This is a genomic window from Lysobacter oculi, assembly GCF_003293695.1.
GTDB lineage: Bacteria > Pseudomonadota > Gammaproteobacteria > Xanthomonadales > Xanthomonadaceae > Solilutibacter > Solilutibacter oculi.
Genome location: NZ_CP029556.1, coordinates 1,703,202 through 1,718,615, shown reverse-complemented (window position 1 = coordinate 1,718,615; position 15,414 = coordinate 1,703,202). Strand labels below are relative to the sequence as shown.

General features: G+C 68.7%; 12 protein-coding genes. 9 read left to right on the top strand and 3 right to left on the bottom strand.

The window, feature by feature from the left end:
* The first annotated feature begins 102 nt into the window (after positions 1-102).
* Together lptF and lptG are read left to right on the top strand one after the other, a co-directional pair.
* Positions 103-1,188, top strand: coding sequence for an LPS export ABC transporter permease LptF (lptF, locus tag DCD74_RS08295; protein ID WP_112926898.1), 1,086 nt, complete (start codon positions 103-105; stop codon positions 1,186-1,188).
* Positions 1,185-2,294 carry an LPS export ABC transporter permease LptG gene (gene lptG, locus DCD74_RS08290; RefSeq protein WP_112926897.1) on the top strand — a complete coding sequence of 370 codons (1,110 nt, stop codon included), beginning with the start codon at positions 1,185-1,187 and terminating at the stop codon, positions 2,292-2,294. Before lptF ends, lptG begins: the two co-directional genes overlap by 4 nt.
* Before the next feature lie 4 nt (positions 2,295-2,298).
* Here lptG and DCD74_RS08285 read toward each other — a convergent pair whose 3' ends face one another.
* Positions 2,299-2,778 (bottom strand): RDD family protein, encoded by a 480-nt coding sequence (locus DCD74_RS08285; RefSeq protein WP_112926896.1) that lies wholly within the window; start codon positions 2,776-2,778, stop codon positions 2,299-2,301.
* A 45-nt stretch (positions 2,779-2,823) separates the two neighbouring features.
* Between DCD74_RS08285 and xerD the strand changes: the two genes are divergently transcribed.
* The 6 genes from xerD to DCD74_RS08255 all read left to right on the top strand — a co-directional run bounded on the left by xerD (position 2,824) and on the right by DCD74_RS08255 (position 11,287).
* The gene (gene xerD, locus DCD74_RS08280) at positions 2,824-3,777 is read left to right on the top strand and encodes a site-specific tyrosine recombinase XerD (RefSeq protein ID WP_112926895.1); all 954 of its coding nucleotides are present in this window, start codon (positions 2,824-2,826) and stop codon (positions 3,775-3,777) included.
* A gap of 74 nt (positions 3,778-3,851) precedes the next feature.
* The gene (locus DCD74_RS08275) at positions 3,852-4,658 is read left to right on the top strand and encodes a DsbC family protein (RefSeq protein ID WP_112926894.1); all 807 of its coding nucleotides are present in this window, start codon (positions 3,852-3,854) and stop codon (positions 4,656-4,658) included.
* An 81-nt stretch (positions 4,659-4,739) separates the two neighbouring features.
* The gene (gene purL / locus DCD74_RS08270; RefSeq protein ID WP_112926893.1) at positions 4,740-8,630 is read left to right on the top strand and encodes a phosphoribosylformylglycinamidine synthase; all 3,891 of its coding nucleotides are present in this window, start codon (positions 4,740-4,742) and stop codon (positions 8,628-8,630) included.
* Positions 8,631-8,743: 113 nt separating this feature from the next.
* Positions 8,744-9,583 (top strand): glycosyltransferase family protein, encoded by an 840-nt coding sequence (locus tag DCD74_RS08265; RefSeq protein WP_112926892.1) that lies wholly within the window; start codon positions 8,744-8,746, stop codon positions 9,581-9,583.
* On the top strand, positions 9,580-10,419 hold the full coding sequence (locus tag DCD74_RS08260; RefSeq protein ID WP_112926891.1) for a glycosyltransferase family 2 protein: 840 nt from the start codon (positions 9,580-9,582) through the stop codon (positions 10,417-10,419). The genes DCD74_RS08265 and DCD74_RS08260 overlap by 4 nt, the downstream gene beginning before the upstream one ends.
* Positions 10,420-10,501: 82 nt before the next feature.
* Positions 10,502-11,287 (top strand): DUF3667 domain-containing protein, encoded by a 786-nt coding sequence (locus DCD74_RS08255; protein WP_162615949.1) that lies wholly within the window; start codon positions 10,502-10,504, stop codon positions 11,285-11,287.
* 28 nt (positions 11,288-11,315) lie between these two features.
* Here the strand turns inward: DCD74_RS08255 and pyrF are convergent, their stop codons facing one another.
* Entirely contained in the window at positions 11,316-12,146 is an 831-nt protein-coding gene (gene pyrF / locus DCD74_RS08250) for an orotidine-5'-phosphate decarboxylase (RefSeq protein ID WP_112926889.1), read from the bottom strand.
* 178 nt (positions 12,147-12,324) lie between these two features.
* Entirely contained in the window at positions 12,325-13,989 is a 1,665-nt protein-coding gene (gene ettA / locus DCD74_RS08245) for an energy-dependent translational throttle protein EttA (RefSeq protein WP_112926888.1), read from the bottom strand.
* Between the two features lie 168 nt (positions 13,990-14,157).
* Between ettA and glyA the strand changes: the two genes are divergently transcribed.
* On the top strand, positions 14,158-15,411 hold the full coding sequence (glyA, locus tag DCD74_RS08240) for a serine hydroxymethyltransferase (protein WP_112926887.1): 1,254 nt from the start codon (positions 14,158-14,160) through the stop codon (positions 15,409-15,411).
* Positions 15,412-15,414 lie beyond the last annotated feature (3 nt).

Genomic DNA, 15,414 nt, shown 5'->3' with positions numbered 1-15,414 from the left:
GGGGAGATTCCATGAAACCGGTGGGTACAATGCCGGGCTGCCGCGACGCGGCTTCGACGCGAATCGCCTAGTCTAATTCATCCCTCCCGAGCCTCCGACCGCATGCAGACGCTGGACCGCTACCTCGCGCGGGAATTCGCCCAGGCCATCTTCGCCACCCTGGTCGTACTGCTGATCGTGATGGTGGGCGGCGCCTTCATCGACGTCCTCGGCGACATCACCCGCGGCAAGCTGCCGCCGGGCATGACCGCCGCGCAGCTGGGCCTGGTCCTGCTGACCTGGCTGCCGATCATCCTGCCGCTGGCCCTGATGCTGGGCCTGCTGATGGCCACCGGCCGCCTGTACCGCGACGCCGAGATGCCGGTGCTGACCTCGGTGGGCGTGGGGCCGAAGCGCCTGCTGCGCCCGCTGGCGATCGTGGTGGTGCCGATCCTGATCGTGATCGGGCTGTGCTCGCTCTGGCTGGGGCCGTGGGCCGACCGCACTTCGCGGGCGATGATCCAGGAAGCCAACCGCAACCTGCTGATCGCCGGCCTTGAGCCGGGCCGCTTCACCGAATTGCCCGGCGGGGGCGGCGTGGTCTATGTCGGCGAAATGGGCGGGGATGGCGCGAAGTTCAAACGCATCTTCATCTACCGGGCCAAGAAGGGCCGGCTCGATGTCACCACCGCCGCCGAAGGTGAACTCACCCTCGACGGCGCCCGCGAGCGCTACCTGACGCTCGGCAACGGGTTCGAAGTCGAAGGCCCGATGGACGCGGCCACCCGCGACTACCGCCTGCTGCGCTTCGCCCGCAACGACGTGCGCATGCCCGACCGGGTGGACGACAAGAAGATCAACGATGCCCGCCGCACGCCGACCCTGCAGCTGATGGCCGATGGCAGCGCCGAAGCCCGCGCGCAGCTGCACTGGCGCATCGCCCCGCCGCTGATCGCGCTGGCGCTGGCCCTGCTGGCGATTCCGCTCGCCCGCAGCCCGCCCCGGCAGGCCCGCTACGGGCGCATGGTGCTGGGCTTCCTGGGCTACATGGTCTGCATCCAGCTGATGCTGCTCGGCACCGACCTGATCACCAAGGGCAAGATGCCGACCGGCCTCGGCCTGTGGTGGCTGCTGCTGCCGGCGCTGGCGCTGGGCGCGTGGTTCTACAGCCGCGATGGCCACCTGCCGCAGCGGAGGCGCGCGCGATGAAACCGTTCCCGAAGATCCACGACATCTATATCGGCAAGGTGGTGCTGACCTCCGTACTGGGCGTCTGGCTGGTGCTGGCGGGGCTGGATTTCGTGCTCGGCGGCGGCGGCCTGATGGCCCAGCTCGACGACCTCGGCAAGGGCAGCTACGGCTTTGCCGATGCCTTTCTGTATTCCGCCTACACCGTGCCGCGCCGGCTGTACGACCTGTTCCCGACCGCCGCGGTGATCGGCGCGCTGCTCGGCCTCGGCCAGCTGGCGGCCAGCTCCGAACTCACCGCCCTGCGCGCGGTCGGGCTGTCGCGCAAGCGGCTCAGCCTGGCGGTGGCGCTGGCCATCGGGCTGTTCACCGGCCTGATGGTGCTGAGCGGCGAGACCATCGGCCCGTGGGGCGAGCGCAAGGCCAACGCGCTGAAGGCGGCGGCGACATCGCCCAACATGATCGTGGCCCAGTATTCCGGCCTGTGGGCGCGCGAAGGCGACGTCTTCCTCAACGCCGACTCCGGCCAGGAACGCACCGATGGCGACGACCACTGGCTGGAGCTCAAGGACCTGCGCCTCTACCAGTTCGACGAGGCCGGCAAGCTGAAATCCATCGCCCACGCCGCCACCGCCGAGCACCGCCCGGGCGGCTGGCTGCTGAAGAACGTGGTCCGCACCAATTTCGGCGAGCGTTCGGTGACCCAGGAACGCCTGGCCGAGGAGCGCTGGGAATCGCAGCTGGACGCCGCCGCGCTCTCCGCCAGCGTGGCCCGCCCGCGCTATCTGGACTCCGCCACGCTGAAATCCAGCATCGACTACCGCAAGCGCAACCAGCTCGATGCCGGCGAATTCGAGGCCTTCTACTGGGGCCGTTGGTTCTATCCGCTCAACGTGCTGGCGCTGTGCCTGGCGGCGATCCCGTTCGCCTTCGGCACGTTGCGCAGCGGCGGCCTCGGCAAGCGGCTGTTCCTGGGCGTGGTGTTCGCGCTCGGCTTCTGGCTGCTGCAGGAGATGTCGGCGCGGCTGGCCGGCGCCTACAAGTTCGACTACCGCGTGGCCTACGTGCTGCCGTCGCTGTTGATGCTGGCGGTGTCCTGGTTCCTGTTCCGGCGGCGCAGCGGCTAGTGCGTCAGCCGCGCGACGCTTGCTTCGCAGGTTTGGCGGGCACCTCGCGGATCATCCGCGTACCGCTGAGGCGGTCGTGCCAGGTCAGCCCGGCGCGATCCAGCCACGCCCACCAGAAACCCAGCCCCGCGCACAGCAGCGACACGATGCCGACGCCGTAGCGCAGCCACAGCCGCCCCCACGACACCTGTTCACCCGCAACGCCGGTGACGACGTACAGCCGCCACGGCTTCATGCCGATGGTCTGGCCGCCGCGCCGCCAGCTGGCGGTGGCGTAGAGCCCGGTGACGGCGAGCAGGGCGAGGAGTTCCAGTGCGCCCGCCAGCGAGTTGCTGCGGATCGCTTCGCCGCGATGCAGTGCCAGCGACACGATGCCGACCACGAACCAGATGCCGAGCATCGGGAACAGGTCGTAGAGCAGCGAGAGCAGGCGCCAGCCGACCAGTGGCCGGGCCCGCGCGGTGGAAGGGCCGGCGTGGTTCATCGCGGCAAGGATAGCGGCGCGCGGGGCCTGCGCTAAAGTCGGGCGATGCCCCGCACGCCCGCCGAACGCCGCCAGCAGATGCAACGCCAGCCGCCGCTGGTGGCCGCCGACGAACAGCTGATCGACGCCTTCCTCGATGCCATCTGGGCCGAGCAGGGCTTGGCGCGCGCCACGCTCGACAGCTACCGCCGCGACCTGGCCGGCTTCGCGCGCTGGCGCGAACACCGCGACGGCGCCCTGCGCGTGGCCGACCGCGCCGATCTCTTCGCCTACCTGCGCTGGCGCGCCGAGCAGGGCTATCACCCGCGCAGCAATGCCCGGCTGCTCTCGGCCTTGCGCGCGTTCTATGGCTGGATGCTGCGGCTGCGCCACCGCGCCGATGACCCTTCGGCGCTGCTGGAACCGCCGCGCCTGCCGCGCAGCCTGCCCAAGGCGCTGAGCGAGAGCCAGGTCGAGGCGTTGCTGGCCGCGCCCGACATCGACCATCCCGATGGCCTGCGCGACCGCGCGATGCTGGAGCTGATGTACGCCGCCGGCCTGCGCGTGAGCGAACTGGCAAACCTGCCGGCGACCGCCGTCAACCTGCGCCAGGGCGTGCTGCGGGTGACCGGCAAGGGCAGCAAGGAGCGGCTGGTGCCGATCGGCGAGGAGGCGCAGCACTGGCTGGAGCGCTATCTGGCTTCGGCGCGGCCGGTCCTGCTCGGCGCGCGCGGGCAGGCCAACGAACTGTTTGTCGGCGAGGGCGCCAAGCCGGTGACCCGGCAGCAGTGCTGGTCGCTGGTCAAGCGCCACGCGGCCACGGCAGGGATCGATGTCGCCAAGGTCAGCCCGCACGGGCTTCGCCACAGCTTCGCCACCCACCTGCTCAACCATGGCGCCGACCTGCGCGCGCTGCAGATGCTGCTCGGCCACAGCTCGCTCTCCACCACCCAGATCTACACCCTGGTGGCGAAGGAAAAGCTCAAGCGCCTGCACGCCATGCACCACCCGCGCGCCTGAGGGGCGATTCAGGCCGGCGTGCGACAATGCCGGCCCGTTTTTCCCCGCGACCCGAGATGCGCCGAGGACACCTGATGAAGAAAGCCCTGTTGACCGCCGTGCTGGGCGGAATGAGCCTGGTCGCCTGTGCGCAGGGCCAGGCCCCGGCCGCCGACAAGGCCGCCGCGCAGGCCGCGCCGCCCGCCGTGACCGGGCCGATGGAGCCGAAGGTCGCCGCCGGCAGCGCCGATGCCAATGCCATCGCCGCCATCCGCAAGCTCAACAGCCAGGTGCAGATCGACAAGGTCGGGCCGGCGCCTCTGCCGGGCTTCCGCGAGGTGGTCGTCGGCGGGCAGGTGGTCTATGTCTCCGAGGACGGCCGCTACCTGATGCAGGGCGCGCTGATGGACATGCAGACCAAGCGCGACCTGGCCCAGCAGGCGTTGGCCAGCGTGCGCAAGGACCTGCTGGCGCAGGTGCCGAAGTCGGACCGCATCGTCTTCGCGCCGGCCAACCCCAAGTACACCGTCAGCGTCTTCACCGACGTGGAATGTGGCTACTGCCGCAAGCTGCACAGCGACATCGCCGAATACAACCGGCAGGGCATCGCGGTGGAATACCTGGCCTTCCCGCGCATGGGCCCGGGCAGCGAGGACTTCGCCAAGATGGAAGCGGTCTGGTGTTCCAACGACCGCCGCAAGGCGCTGACCGACGCCAAGAACGGCAAGTCCCCGCAGGCCGCGCGCTGCACCAGCCCGGTGATGCGCCAGTACGACATCGGCCGCCGCGCCGGCCTGGCCGGCACCCCGCTGATCATCGCGGAAAACGGCCTGTCGCCGCCCGGCTACCTGCCGCCGGCGGAGCTGCGTCGCTGGCTGGACCAGAACGCCGCGGCCAAGTAAGCCGCGCCAGCCCCACCCCGAAGCCGGCCCCGTGCCGGCTTCGCTACAATAGCCGGCCCGTTCACCCACGGTTTCCCGCACATGATCGTGCTCGAGGGGCAGACTGCCCTGTCGCCGTTCCGCCGCGAGCGGCTTGAAGCCCGCCTTCGCGCCGTCCATCCCGACATCCGCCTCCTGGACAGCTGGTACACCTACTGGGTGCAGCCGCAGCCGGGTGGCACGCCCGACCTCGCCACGCTGGGCCGCATCCTGCAGGCCTGCACGGCATCGGCGGCGCGGGCGGAAGGCGCGGTGTCGAAGTTCGTTTCACCGCGGCTCGGCACCATCTCGCCATGGGCGAGCAAGGCCGGTGAACTGCTGCGCGGGGCCGGGCTGCCGGTGGCGCGCGTCGAGCGCGGGCTGAGGTTGGATGTCGAAGGCTGGCCGGCCGATGCCGCCACCCGGCGCGACCTCGCCCGCCTGCTGCACGACCCGATGACCCAATCGCTGCTGGACGATGCCGAAAGCGCCGGCCAGCTGTTCGCCGCGCCGGAACGCGGTGCGCTCGGCATCGTCCCGCTGGACACGCTGGCCGAAGCCAACAAGCGGCTGGGCCTGGCGCTGGCCGATGACGAGATCGACTACCTGCAGCAGCGCTACGCCGAGCTGGGTCGCGACCCGCACGACGTCGAGCTGATGATGTTCGCGCAGGCCAATTCCGAGCACTGCCGGCACAAGATCTTCAACGCCGACTGGACCATCGACGGCGTGGAACAAGACCGCTCGCTGTTCCGGATGATCAAGAACACCCACGCGAAGACGCCCGAACACACGCTCTCGGCGTACAGCGACAACGCGGCGGTGGTGGCCGGCTACCCGAGCCGCCGCCTGCGCCCCGAAGGCGCCGCCAGCGAATTCGTGCTGCAGCCGCCGTCGGACTCCGCGTTCGCGATCAAGGTGGAGACGCACAACCACCCGACCGCCATCTCGCCGTTCCCGGGCGCGTCCACCGGCGCCGGTGGCGAGATCCGCGACGAAGGCGCGACCGGTCGCGGCGGCAAGCCGAAGGCCGGCCTGGCCGGTTTCTCGGTCTCGCACCTGCGCATCCCCACGCTGCCGCAGCCGTGGGAGCAGCCGCGCCCGCTCAACCCGCGCATGGCCTCGGCCTTCGAGATCATGATCGAAGGACCGATCGGCGCCGCCGCGTTCAACAACGAATTCGGCCGGCCCAACCTGACCGGCTATTTCCGCAGCTTCGAAGTGCCGGAAGCCGCGCACCTGGTCCGCGCCTACGACAAGCCGATCATGCTGGCCGGCGGCCTTGGCGCCATCGACCAGCCGCTGGTGGAGAAGCGGCGGCTGGCCCCGGGCGACGCGGTGATCGTGCTCGGCGGCCCGGCCATGCTGATCGGCCTCGGCGGCGGCGCGGCGAGTTCGGTGGCGTCCGGCGACAGCGCCGAGGACCTCGACTTCGCCAGCGTCCAGCGCGACAACCCGGAGATGGAGCGCCGCGCGCAGGAAGTGATCGATGCCTGCGTCGCGCTGGCCGGGCGCAACCCGATCCGCAGCGTGCACGATGTCGGCGCCGGTGGCCTGTCGAACGCGATCCCCGAGCTGCTGCATGACTCCGGCGTGGGCGGCGTGATCGACCTGGACAAGGTGCCGAGCGACGATCCGTCGCTGTCGCCGATGCAGCTCTGGTGCAACGAATCGCAGGAGCGCTACGTGCTCGGCATCGCCGCCGACCGCATCGACGAATTCGCCGCGATCTGCGCGCGCGAGCGTTGCCCGTTTGCCGTCGTCGGCTTCGCCACGGCCGAGGAACACCTGCTGGTCGGCTACGGCGCCACGCCGGAAGCGAAGGCCGCCGGCATGGTCCGCGATGCCGCCATCGACCTGCCGATGGACGTGCTGTTCGGCAAGGCGCCGAAGATGCATCGCGATACCGCGCATCCGGCGGCCAGCCGCTGGCCCGAGCTCGACACCGCGACGGTCGAACTGCACGACGCCGGCCTGCGGGTGATGGCGCACCCCACCGTCGCCGCCAAGAACTTCCTCATCACCATCGGTGACCGCAGCGTCGGCGGCCTGACCGCGCGCGACCAGATGGTCGGCCCGTGGCAGATGCCGGTGGCCGATTGCGCGATCACGCTCGCGGGTTACGAAGGTTTCACCGGCGAGGCGATGGCGATCGGCGAACGCACGCCGCTGGCGCTGATCGACGCCGCCGCCTCCGCGCGCATGGCGGTGGGCGAGGCGATCACCAACCTGTGCGCCGCGCCGGTGGAATCGCTGGACCGCATCAAGCTGTCCGCCAACTGGATGGCCGCCGCCGGCCACGAGGGCGAGGACGCCAAGCTGTTCGACGCGGTGGAAGCGATCGGCATGGAACTGTGCCCGGCACTCGACCTGTCGATTCCGGTCGGCAAGGATTCGCTGTCGATGCAGGCGCAGTGGCAGGCCGATGGCGTCACCGAGAAATCGGTCTCGCCGGTGTCGCTGATCGTCACCGCGTTCGCGCCGGTGGTCGATGTGCGCCAGCAGTTGACGCCCCTGCTGTCGCGCGAGGACGACACCGAGCTGTGGCTGATCGGCCTGGGGGCCGGTGCGCGCCGCATGGGCGGCTCGATCCTGGCGCAGTGCTACGCCACGTTTGCCGGTGAATCGCCGGACATCGAGGACCCGCAGCGCCTGCGCGGCTTCTTCGAACTGATCCGCGACGCGCGCGAGGCCGGCCTGCTGCTGGCGTACCACGACCGTTCCGATGGCGGCGTTTTCGCCACGCTGGCCGAGATGGCCTTCGCCTCGCACATGGGCCTGGACATCGCGCTCGACGGCTGGGCCGACAACCACGACAACGACGTCTTCGAAGTGCTGTTCAACGAGGAACTCGGCGCGGTCGTGCAGATCCGTGGCGAGGACCGCGCGGAATTCGCCGACCTCGTCGCCGAACACGGCCTGATCGAATGCGCGCAACGCATCGCGCGACCGACGCGCTCCGACGACATCCGCGTGCTGGATGGCGGCGAGGTGCTGGCGGAGTGGCATTGGCAGGCATTGTTCGATGCGTGGTGGTCGGTGACCCATGCCATGCAGCGCCTGCGCGACAACCCGCAGTCGGCCGACGAGGAACACGAGGCCGCGCGCGATTTCGAAGCCAAGGGCCTGGCGCCGAAGCTCGCCTTCGAACCGGCCGAGGACATCGCCGCGCCCTACATCGCCACCGGTGTCCGCCCGAAGATCGCGATCCTGCGCGAGCAGGGCGTCAACGGCCAGGTGGAAATGGCGGCGGCCTTCATGCGTGCCGGCTTCGATGCCTTCGACGTGCACATGAGCGACCTCATCGAAGGCCGCACGCAGCTGGACGACTTCACCGGCCTCGCGGCCTGCGGTGGCTTCAGCTATGGCGACGTGCTGGGCGCGGGTCGCGGCTGGGCGACGTCGATCCTTGAACGCCCGGCGCTGCGCACGCAGTTCGAAGCGTTCTTCGGGCGTGGGGACACGTTCACGCTCGGCGTCTGCAACGGCTGCCAGATGCTTTCGCAGCTGAAGGGCATCATCCCCGGCGCGGCGCACTGGCCGGAGCTGCTGCGCAATGCCAGCGAGCAGTACGAAGCGCGCCTGGCGCAGGTGGAAGTGGGCGAATCGCCTTCGATCCTGCTGCGCGGCATGGGCGGTTCGCGGATCCCGGTGGTGGTGGCGCATGGCGAAGGCCGGATGCGTTTCGCCAATGCCGTCGACCAGGCCTCGGTCGCGGTCGCCGCGCGTTATGTCGATGGCGAAGGCCGCATCGCCAGCGCCTATCCCGCCAATCCCAACGGTTCGCCCGAGGGCATCGCCGGCGTGGCCAGCGACGATGGCCGCGTGACCATCCTGATGCCGCATCCCGAACGCACGCTCGCCGCCGCCAACTTCAGCTGGCATCCGGCGGAATGGGGCGATGCCTCGCCGTGGTCGCGGCTGTTCCAGAACGCGCGCGCCTGGGTGGGGTGAGGCCGCGTGGTTCATGGCGATGCCCGTGCAGGTCGCGGGCATCGCAGGTCGCCCATCGCGTCAGCCGCGGGCGGGCCAGCTAAAGTGGCGGCACCTCCCTCGACGCGCCTGGCATGACTGAAGCCGCATTACCCATCGTCCTGCTGCCCATCGGCACCGACGACGCGGCGCTCGACGCCTGCCTGGCCGCGCTCGATCGAGGCACGCCGGCCGGTACCCGGGTCTGGTTGCTCGATGACGCGCAGGCCGGGCCGCGCGGCATCGCCATCATCGAACGCTGGCTGGAGAGCACGCGGCTGCAGGCCGAATACACGCGCCGCCAGCGGCCGATCGGCGAAGCGGCGCATCTGTCCGAAGGCGTCGCCGCCTGCGGTGACCTGGACATGGCCGTGCTCGCGCCCGATGTGCGGCCCGCGCCCGGCTGGCTGGGCCAGATGGTGGCCTGCCTGCATCGGGATCCGACCATCGGCACCGCCACGCCCTGGAGCAATGCCGGCGAATGCGTGGCCTGGCCGCGCATCGGTGAAGTGCAGGCCGAGCCCGCCGAACCGCGTCGCATCGCCCGTGCCTGCGCCGCGATGCCGCCGCTGCATCACGAACTGCCGACCGCCGGCACCCACGCCGTGCTGCTGCGAGGCACCCCGCGCCAACGCACCGGCCGGCTGGACGGCGAGAGTTTCGAAAGCTGGTCGGCGGCGCTGGCCGATTATTCGCTGCGGCTGTCGGCGATGGGCTGGCGCAACGCGTTGTGCGAGAACGCCTTCGTCGCCCGCGACCGCGAGCCCTGGCATGGCGACGGCGACCTCGACGTGCTGGCGGTGCGCTGGCCCGGCTATCGCCCGAGGTTGGCGAACTTCCTGATGGAAGACCCGCTGCACGCCACGCGCGCGCAGCTGCAGCAGCTGTACGACGCCAACGCGGACGACTCCCCGCAGGACGACCTGTTCGGATGAGCGGCGATATCGCCGTGGTGGTGGTCACGCACCAGAGTGCGGAGACCATCGACGACTGCCTCGCGCGGCTGCGTGGTGGCGAGGGCGTGGCGCAGGTCCGCGTCGTCGATAACGCCTCGACCGACGGCACCATGGAGATCGTGCAGCGCCATGCGCTGGCCGATGCGCGGCTGCGTTTCCTCGCCAACCCCGACAACCCCGGTTTCGCTGTGGCCTGCAACCAGGGCGCGGCCGACAGCGATGCGCCGTGGCTGGCCTTCGTCAACCCGGACCTGATGGTCGAGCCGGACACGCTCGCGCGATTGCGTGATGTGGCTGCGTCGCTCGACAGCGCGCTGGTCGGCGCCGAACTGGTGGGCGAAGACGGTCTGCGCGATCCCGCCGCGCGTCGTCGCGATCCCGATTTCGTGGCGATGCTGACTTCCGCCGCCGCACGCGACCTGTGGGTGCCGCGCTCACCTGAAGCTGTGCAGGAAGTCGATGCCGTATCCGGCGCGTTGATGCTGATGCCGCGCGTGCTGTTCAACCGCGTGCGCGGCTTCGACGAGGGCTACCGCCTGCATGCCGAGGACCTGGACCTGTGCCGCCGCGTGCGGCAGATCGGCGCGCGCGTGGCGATCGCCAACGCGGTCGAAGTGCTGCACGTGCGCGGCGTGTCGTCGCGCAGCCGCCCGGCCTTCGTCGAATGGCACAAGCATCGCGGGCTGTGGCGCTACTTCCGCAAATTCGATGCCGCACGCCATGGCTTGATCGCGCAGGCGGCGGTGGCTTCGATGATCTGGGCACGCTTTCCGTTCGCGCTGGCGGCCAAGGGCTGGCGGGCCATCCGGCCATGACCTTTGGCCCGCAGGCAATGCCATGCGGGACGGCTAGAATCGCGGGCGCCGGTCAAGCGGATTGACCGAGGGGATGGGATCAATGCTCGACGCGAACCACTGCGCCAACTGCGGGCGCACCATCGATGTGCCCGCGCAGAAATTCTGTCCGGACTGCGGGCAACCCACGCCCGCGCATCGCATCGACTGGCACTTCCTTGGCCATGAGCTTGAGCACAGCGTGCTGCACATGGACCGCGGCATCCTCTACACGCTCAAGAACCTGATGCTGCGGCCGGGACATCTGATCCGCGATTACCTGGAAGGGCGGCGGGCGAACCACGTCAAGCCGCTGTTGCTGATCATGATGCTGGCGGCGGTGGTGGTCCTTGCGACCAAGATGCTGCTCAATGCCGGGGTCATGGATGGCGCGCTTGCCGCGGGCATGGCGGCTGCGCTCGACCAGGGTCCCCTGGACGCGCGGACGCTGGCGATCAAGCAGACCACGGCGTCATGGATGAACCATCACTTCGCCGTCTACACAGTGTTGTTGCTGCCGCTCGAGGCGTTGATGTTCAAATGGGCGTTCCGGCGCTTCCGCCACCTCAACTACCCGGAGTGGCTGGTCATCTCGGCGTTCCTGACCGCCCAGACCTTCGTGATCTGGGGGCTGTCGATTCCCTTCCAGCGCGGCTTCCAGTACGCGACCAGCCTGGCCTTGCTGGTGGCCGTGGTCTGGAACATTTTCAGCCTGGTGCAGTTGTTCAACGGCTACCCGCGCTGGAAGTCCGCGTTGAGGGCGCTGCTAGCTTTCGTGCTGTTCGGCCTGGTGTCAGGCGTGCTCACAGATCTGGCGGCCGCTGCCTATGTGGCCGTGACGCAGGGATGATCTTGGGGAAGGCGGCCCGTCGCCGCCTTCAACGCCAGCGGTTGATCCGATCCCGCAGTTCGCGCGCCGCATCCGCCGCGGCTTCCGCGAAGCCTTCGCCGGATGATGCGTAAAGGATCCCGCGCGAGGAATTGATCATCAGGCCGGTGCCATCGGCGGTCTTGCCGTTGGTCACCACCGCCTCGACATCGCCACCCTGTGCGCCGACGCCCGGAATCAGCAACGGCATCTCGCCGACGATGCCGCGGATCACCTTCAGTTCTTCCGGGAAGGTCGCGCCGACCACCAGCGCGCAGTTGCCATCACCATTCCACTTGTCGGCGATGGTGCGGGCGACGTGCTGGTAGAGCGGTGCGCCAGCGCCGCTTTCATCGAACACGGTCAGTTCCTGGAAATCCCGAGCACCGGGATTGCTGGTGTGGCAGAGGAAGATCGAGCCGCGCTCGTTGCGCTGCAGGAAGGGCTCGGCGGAATCGAAGCCCATGTAGGGGTTGAGCGTGACCGCATCCGCGCCGAGGCGGTCGAAGGCCTCCACCGCGTACTGCGCGGCCGTGCTGCCGATGTCGCCGCGCTTGCTGTCGAGCACCACCGGGATGTCGGGGTGGTTCGCGTTGATGTGCGCGATGAGGCGTTGCAGCTGCGCCTCGCCGGTGTTGTGCGCGGCGAAGTAGGCGATCTGCGGCTTGAAGGCGCAGGCGAATTCCGCGGTCGCGTCGGCGATGCGTGCGCAGAAATTGAACAGCGCGTCCGGGTCGTCGACGAAGGCGTCGGGGAACCTGGCCGGGTCGGGATCCAGGCCGACGCAAAGCAGGGTATCGGCGGCGTGCCAGCGGTGGCGGAGTTTGTCTACGAAGCGCATTCGAACTCTCCAGGCGGATATCGGCTGTGTCGCGGACCAGCGCGCCACGGATGGCGCGCGCCCGAGTCGGGGCAGGAAGCCCCGACCGAGGGAGGAGCGACCACCCGATGGCCGCGCCCCGTGTCCGTTACTTCAACGCTAGTCCGCGACGGCAACGGCCATCGCTGGACGGTGCGTCTTACTTCAACGCCTTGAAGCGCAGGCGCTTCGGGCCGGCGTCGTCGCCCATGCGGCGCTTCTTGTCTTCCTCGTACTCGCGGTAATTGCCCTGGAAGAACTCCACGTGCGAGTCGCCCTCGAAGGCGAGGATGTGCGTGGCGATGCGGTCCAGGAACCAGCGGTCATGGCTGATCACGAACGTGTTGCCCGGGAACTCCAGCAGCGCGTCTTCGAGCGCACGCAGGGTTTCGATGTCGAGATCGTTCGACGGTTCGTCGAGCAGCAGCACGTTGCCGCCCTGCAGCAGCGTCTTCGCCATGTGCAGGCGGCCACGTTCACCGCCCGACAGCGAGCCGACCATCTTCTGCTGGTCCTGGCCCTTGAAGTTGAAGCGGCCGATGTAGGCGCGCGACTGGATCTCGATGCCGTTGATGTTGAGGATGTCCAGGCCGCCGGCGATTTCCTGGAAGACGTTGTGGTTGCCTTCCAGCTTGTCGCGGCTCTGGTCCACGTACGACAGGTTGACCGTCGGGCCGATCACGATCTCGCCGGAATCCGGCTTTTCCTGCCCGGTGATCATCTTGAACAGCGTGGACTTGCCGGCGCCGTTGGGACCGATGATGCCGACGATCGCGCCCGGCGGAATGATCATCGACAGGTTGTCGATGAGCAGGCGGTCGCCGAACTTCTTGGTCACGTTCTTGAACTCGATCACCGAGTTGCCCAGGCGCTCGCCCGGCGGGATGAAGATCTCGTTGGTCTCGTTGCGCTTCTGGTAGTCCTGCGACTGCAGCTCGTCAAGTCGCGCGAGTCGCGCCTTGCCCTTGCTGCGGCCGCCCTTGGCGTTCTGCCGCGCCCATTCCAGTTCCTTCTGGATGGCCTTCTGGCGCGCTTTTTCCTGGTTCTCTTCCTGCTTCAGGCGGTCGTCCTTCTGGACCAGCCAGTCGGTGTAGTTGCCCTTCCACGGAATGCCGCGGCCGCGGTCGAGTTCAAGGATCCACTCGGCGGCGTTGTCGAGGAAGTAGCGGTCGTGGGTCACCGCCACCACGGTGCCGCTGTAGCGGGCCAGGAACTGCTCCAGCCACTCGACCGATTCGGCGTCGAGGTGGTTGGTCGGTTCGTCGAGCAGCAGCATGTCCGGCTTCTGCAGCAGCAGGCGGCACAGCGCGACACGGCGCTTCTCGCCACCCGAGAGCTTGCCGATCACCGCATCCCAGGGCGGCAGGCGCAGTGCATCGGCGGCGACTTCCAGCTGGTTTTCCAGCGTGTGTGCGTCACCGGCGGCGAGGATCGCTTCAAGGCGCTCCTGCTCCTTGGCCAGCGCGTCGAAATCCGCGCCTTCCTCTGCATAGGCGGCATAGACCGCATCCAGCGCGGCCTGCGCCTGCAGGACCTCGCCGACGCCTTCCTCGACCGCTTCGCGCACGGTCTGTTCCGGGTTCAGGCGCGGCTCCTGCTCCAGGTAGCCGACCTTGGTGCCGGGCTGCGGGCGGGCCTCGCCTTCGAAATCGGTATCGACGCCGGCCATGATCCTGAGCACGGTCGACTTGCCGGCACCGTTCAGGCCGAGCAGGCCGATCTTGGCGCCGGGGAAGAAGGAGAGCGAGATGTCCTTGATGATCTGCCGCTTCGGCGGCACGACCTTGGACACCCGGTTCATGGTGTAGATGTATTGCGAGGACATGGAGGCTCCGCGTGCGGATGGCCGGCGCTGCGGGGCAGCCCGGCGGGGAGGGCTTCGGGATGCGGCGATTATAGCGGCCTTCGCCCGGTTCCGGCCCGCGGAAATAGGAAGTGGCGGCCCCGGCGCCTACAATCGGGACTTTCCTTCCCCCAGACTCCGGAGCTGGCCATGTTCAAGCGCGACGCGCGCATCGCATCCTTCGACCCCGACCTGTCCAAGGCCATCGATGGCGAGGTCCGCCGCCAGGAGGACCATGTCGAGCTGATCGCGTCGGAGAACTACTGCAGCCCGATGGTGATGGAAGCGCAGGGCAGCCAGCTCACCAACAAGTACGCGGAAGGCTATCCGGGCAAGCGCTATTACGGTGGATGCGAGTTCGTGGACATCGCCGAGCAGCTGGCCATCGACCGCCTCAAGCAGCTCTATGACTGCGACTACGCCAACGTGCAGCCGCATTCCGGCAGCCAGGCCAACCAGGCCGTGTATCTCGCGCTGCTGCAGCCGGGCGACACCATCCTCGGCATGTCGCTGGCGCACGGCGGCCATCTCACCCACGGCGCGAAGGTCAACGTCAGCGGCAAGCTGTTCAACGCCGTGCAGTACGGCGTCAACGATGAAGGCCTGATCGATTACGACGAGGTCGAACGCCTCGCCATCGAGCACAAGCCGAAGATGCTGGTCGGCGGCTTCAGCGCGTATTCGCAGGTGGTGGACTGGAAGCGGATGCGCGGGATCGCCGACAAGGTGGGCGCGATTTTCTTCGTGGACATGGCGCACGTGGCCGGGCTGGTCGCGGCGGGCGTGTACCCGAGCCCGCTGCCGCACGCGCACGTGGTGACATCGACCACGCACAAGACGCTGCGCGGGCCGCGCGGCGGCATCATCGTGGCCAAGGGTGCCGACGAGGACTTGGTGAAGAAGCTGCAGTCGATCGTCTTCCCGGGCATCCAGGGCGGGCCGCTGATGCATGTCATCGCGGCGAAGGCGGTGGCCTTCAAGGAAGCGCTGAACCCCGCGTTCAAGGACTACCAGGCGCAGGTGGTGAAGAACGCGCAGGCGATGGCCGACGTCATCATCAAGCGCGGCTACAAGATCGTGTCCGGCGGCACCCAGAACCACCTGATGCTGATCGACATGATCGGCAAGCCGGTCAGCGGCAAGGATGCCGAGGAAGCGCTGGGCAAGGCGCACATCACCGTCAACAAGAATTCGGTGCCCAACGATCCACGCAAGCCGTTCGTCACCTCCGGGCTGCGCATCGGCACGCCGGCGGTCACCACGCGCGGCTACAGGGAACCCGATTGCGTGGCGCTGGCCCACTGGATCTGCGATGTGCTGGATGCACCGGCCGACGAGAACGTGATTGCCGGCGTGCGCGAGAACGTCGAAAAGCAGTGCAAGCAGTTCCCGGTCTACGGCTGAGTC

Excerpts from the sequence above, each read along its gene's own strand:
- lptF (WP_112926898.1), top strand. The coding sequence starts at position 103 with ATGCAGACGCTGGACCGCTACCTCGCGCGGGAATTCGCCCAGGCCATC.
- lptG (WP_112926897.1), top strand. The coding sequence starts at position 1,185 with ATGAAACCGTTCCCGAAGATCCACGACATCTATATCGGCAAGGTGGTG.
- DCD74_RS08285 (WP_112926896.1), bottom strand. The coding sequence starts at position 2,778 with ATGAACCACGCCGGCCCTTCCACCGCGCGGGCCCGGCCACTGGTCGGC.
- xerD (WP_112926895.1), top strand. The coding sequence starts at position 2,824 with ATGCCCCGCACGCCCGCCGAACGCCGCCAGCAGATGCAACGCCAGCCG.
- DCD74_RS08275 (WP_112926894.1), top strand. The coding sequence starts at position 3,852 with ATGAAGAAAGCCCTGTTGACCGCCGTGCTGGGCGGAATGAGCCTGGTC.
- purL (WP_112926893.1), top strand. The coding sequence starts at position 4,740 with ATGATCGTGCTCGAGGGGCAGACTGCCCTGTCGCCGTTCCGCCGCGAG.
- DCD74_RS08265 (WP_112926892.1), top strand. The coding sequence starts at position 8,744 with ATGACTGAAGCCGCATTACCCATCGTCCTGCTGCCCATCGGCACCGAC.
- DCD74_RS08260 (WP_112926891.1), top strand. The coding sequence starts at position 9,580 with ATGAGCGGCGATATCGCCGTGGTGGTGGTCACGCACCAGAGTGCGGAG.
- DCD74_RS08255 (WP_162615949.1), top strand. The coding sequence starts at position 10,502 with ATGCTCGACGCGAACCACTGCGCCAACTGCGGGCGCACCATCGATGTG.
- pyrF (WP_112926889.1), bottom strand. The coding sequence starts at position 12,146 with ATGCGCTTCGTAGACAAACTCCGCCACCGCTGGCACGCCGCCGATACC.
- ettA (WP_112926888.1), bottom strand. The coding sequence starts at position 13,989 with ATGTCCTCGCAATACATCTACACCATGAACCGGGTGTCCAAGGTCGTG.
- glyA (WP_112926887.1), top strand. The coding sequence starts at position 14,158 with ATGTTCAAGCGCGACGCGCGCATCGCATCCTTCGACCCCGACCTGTCC.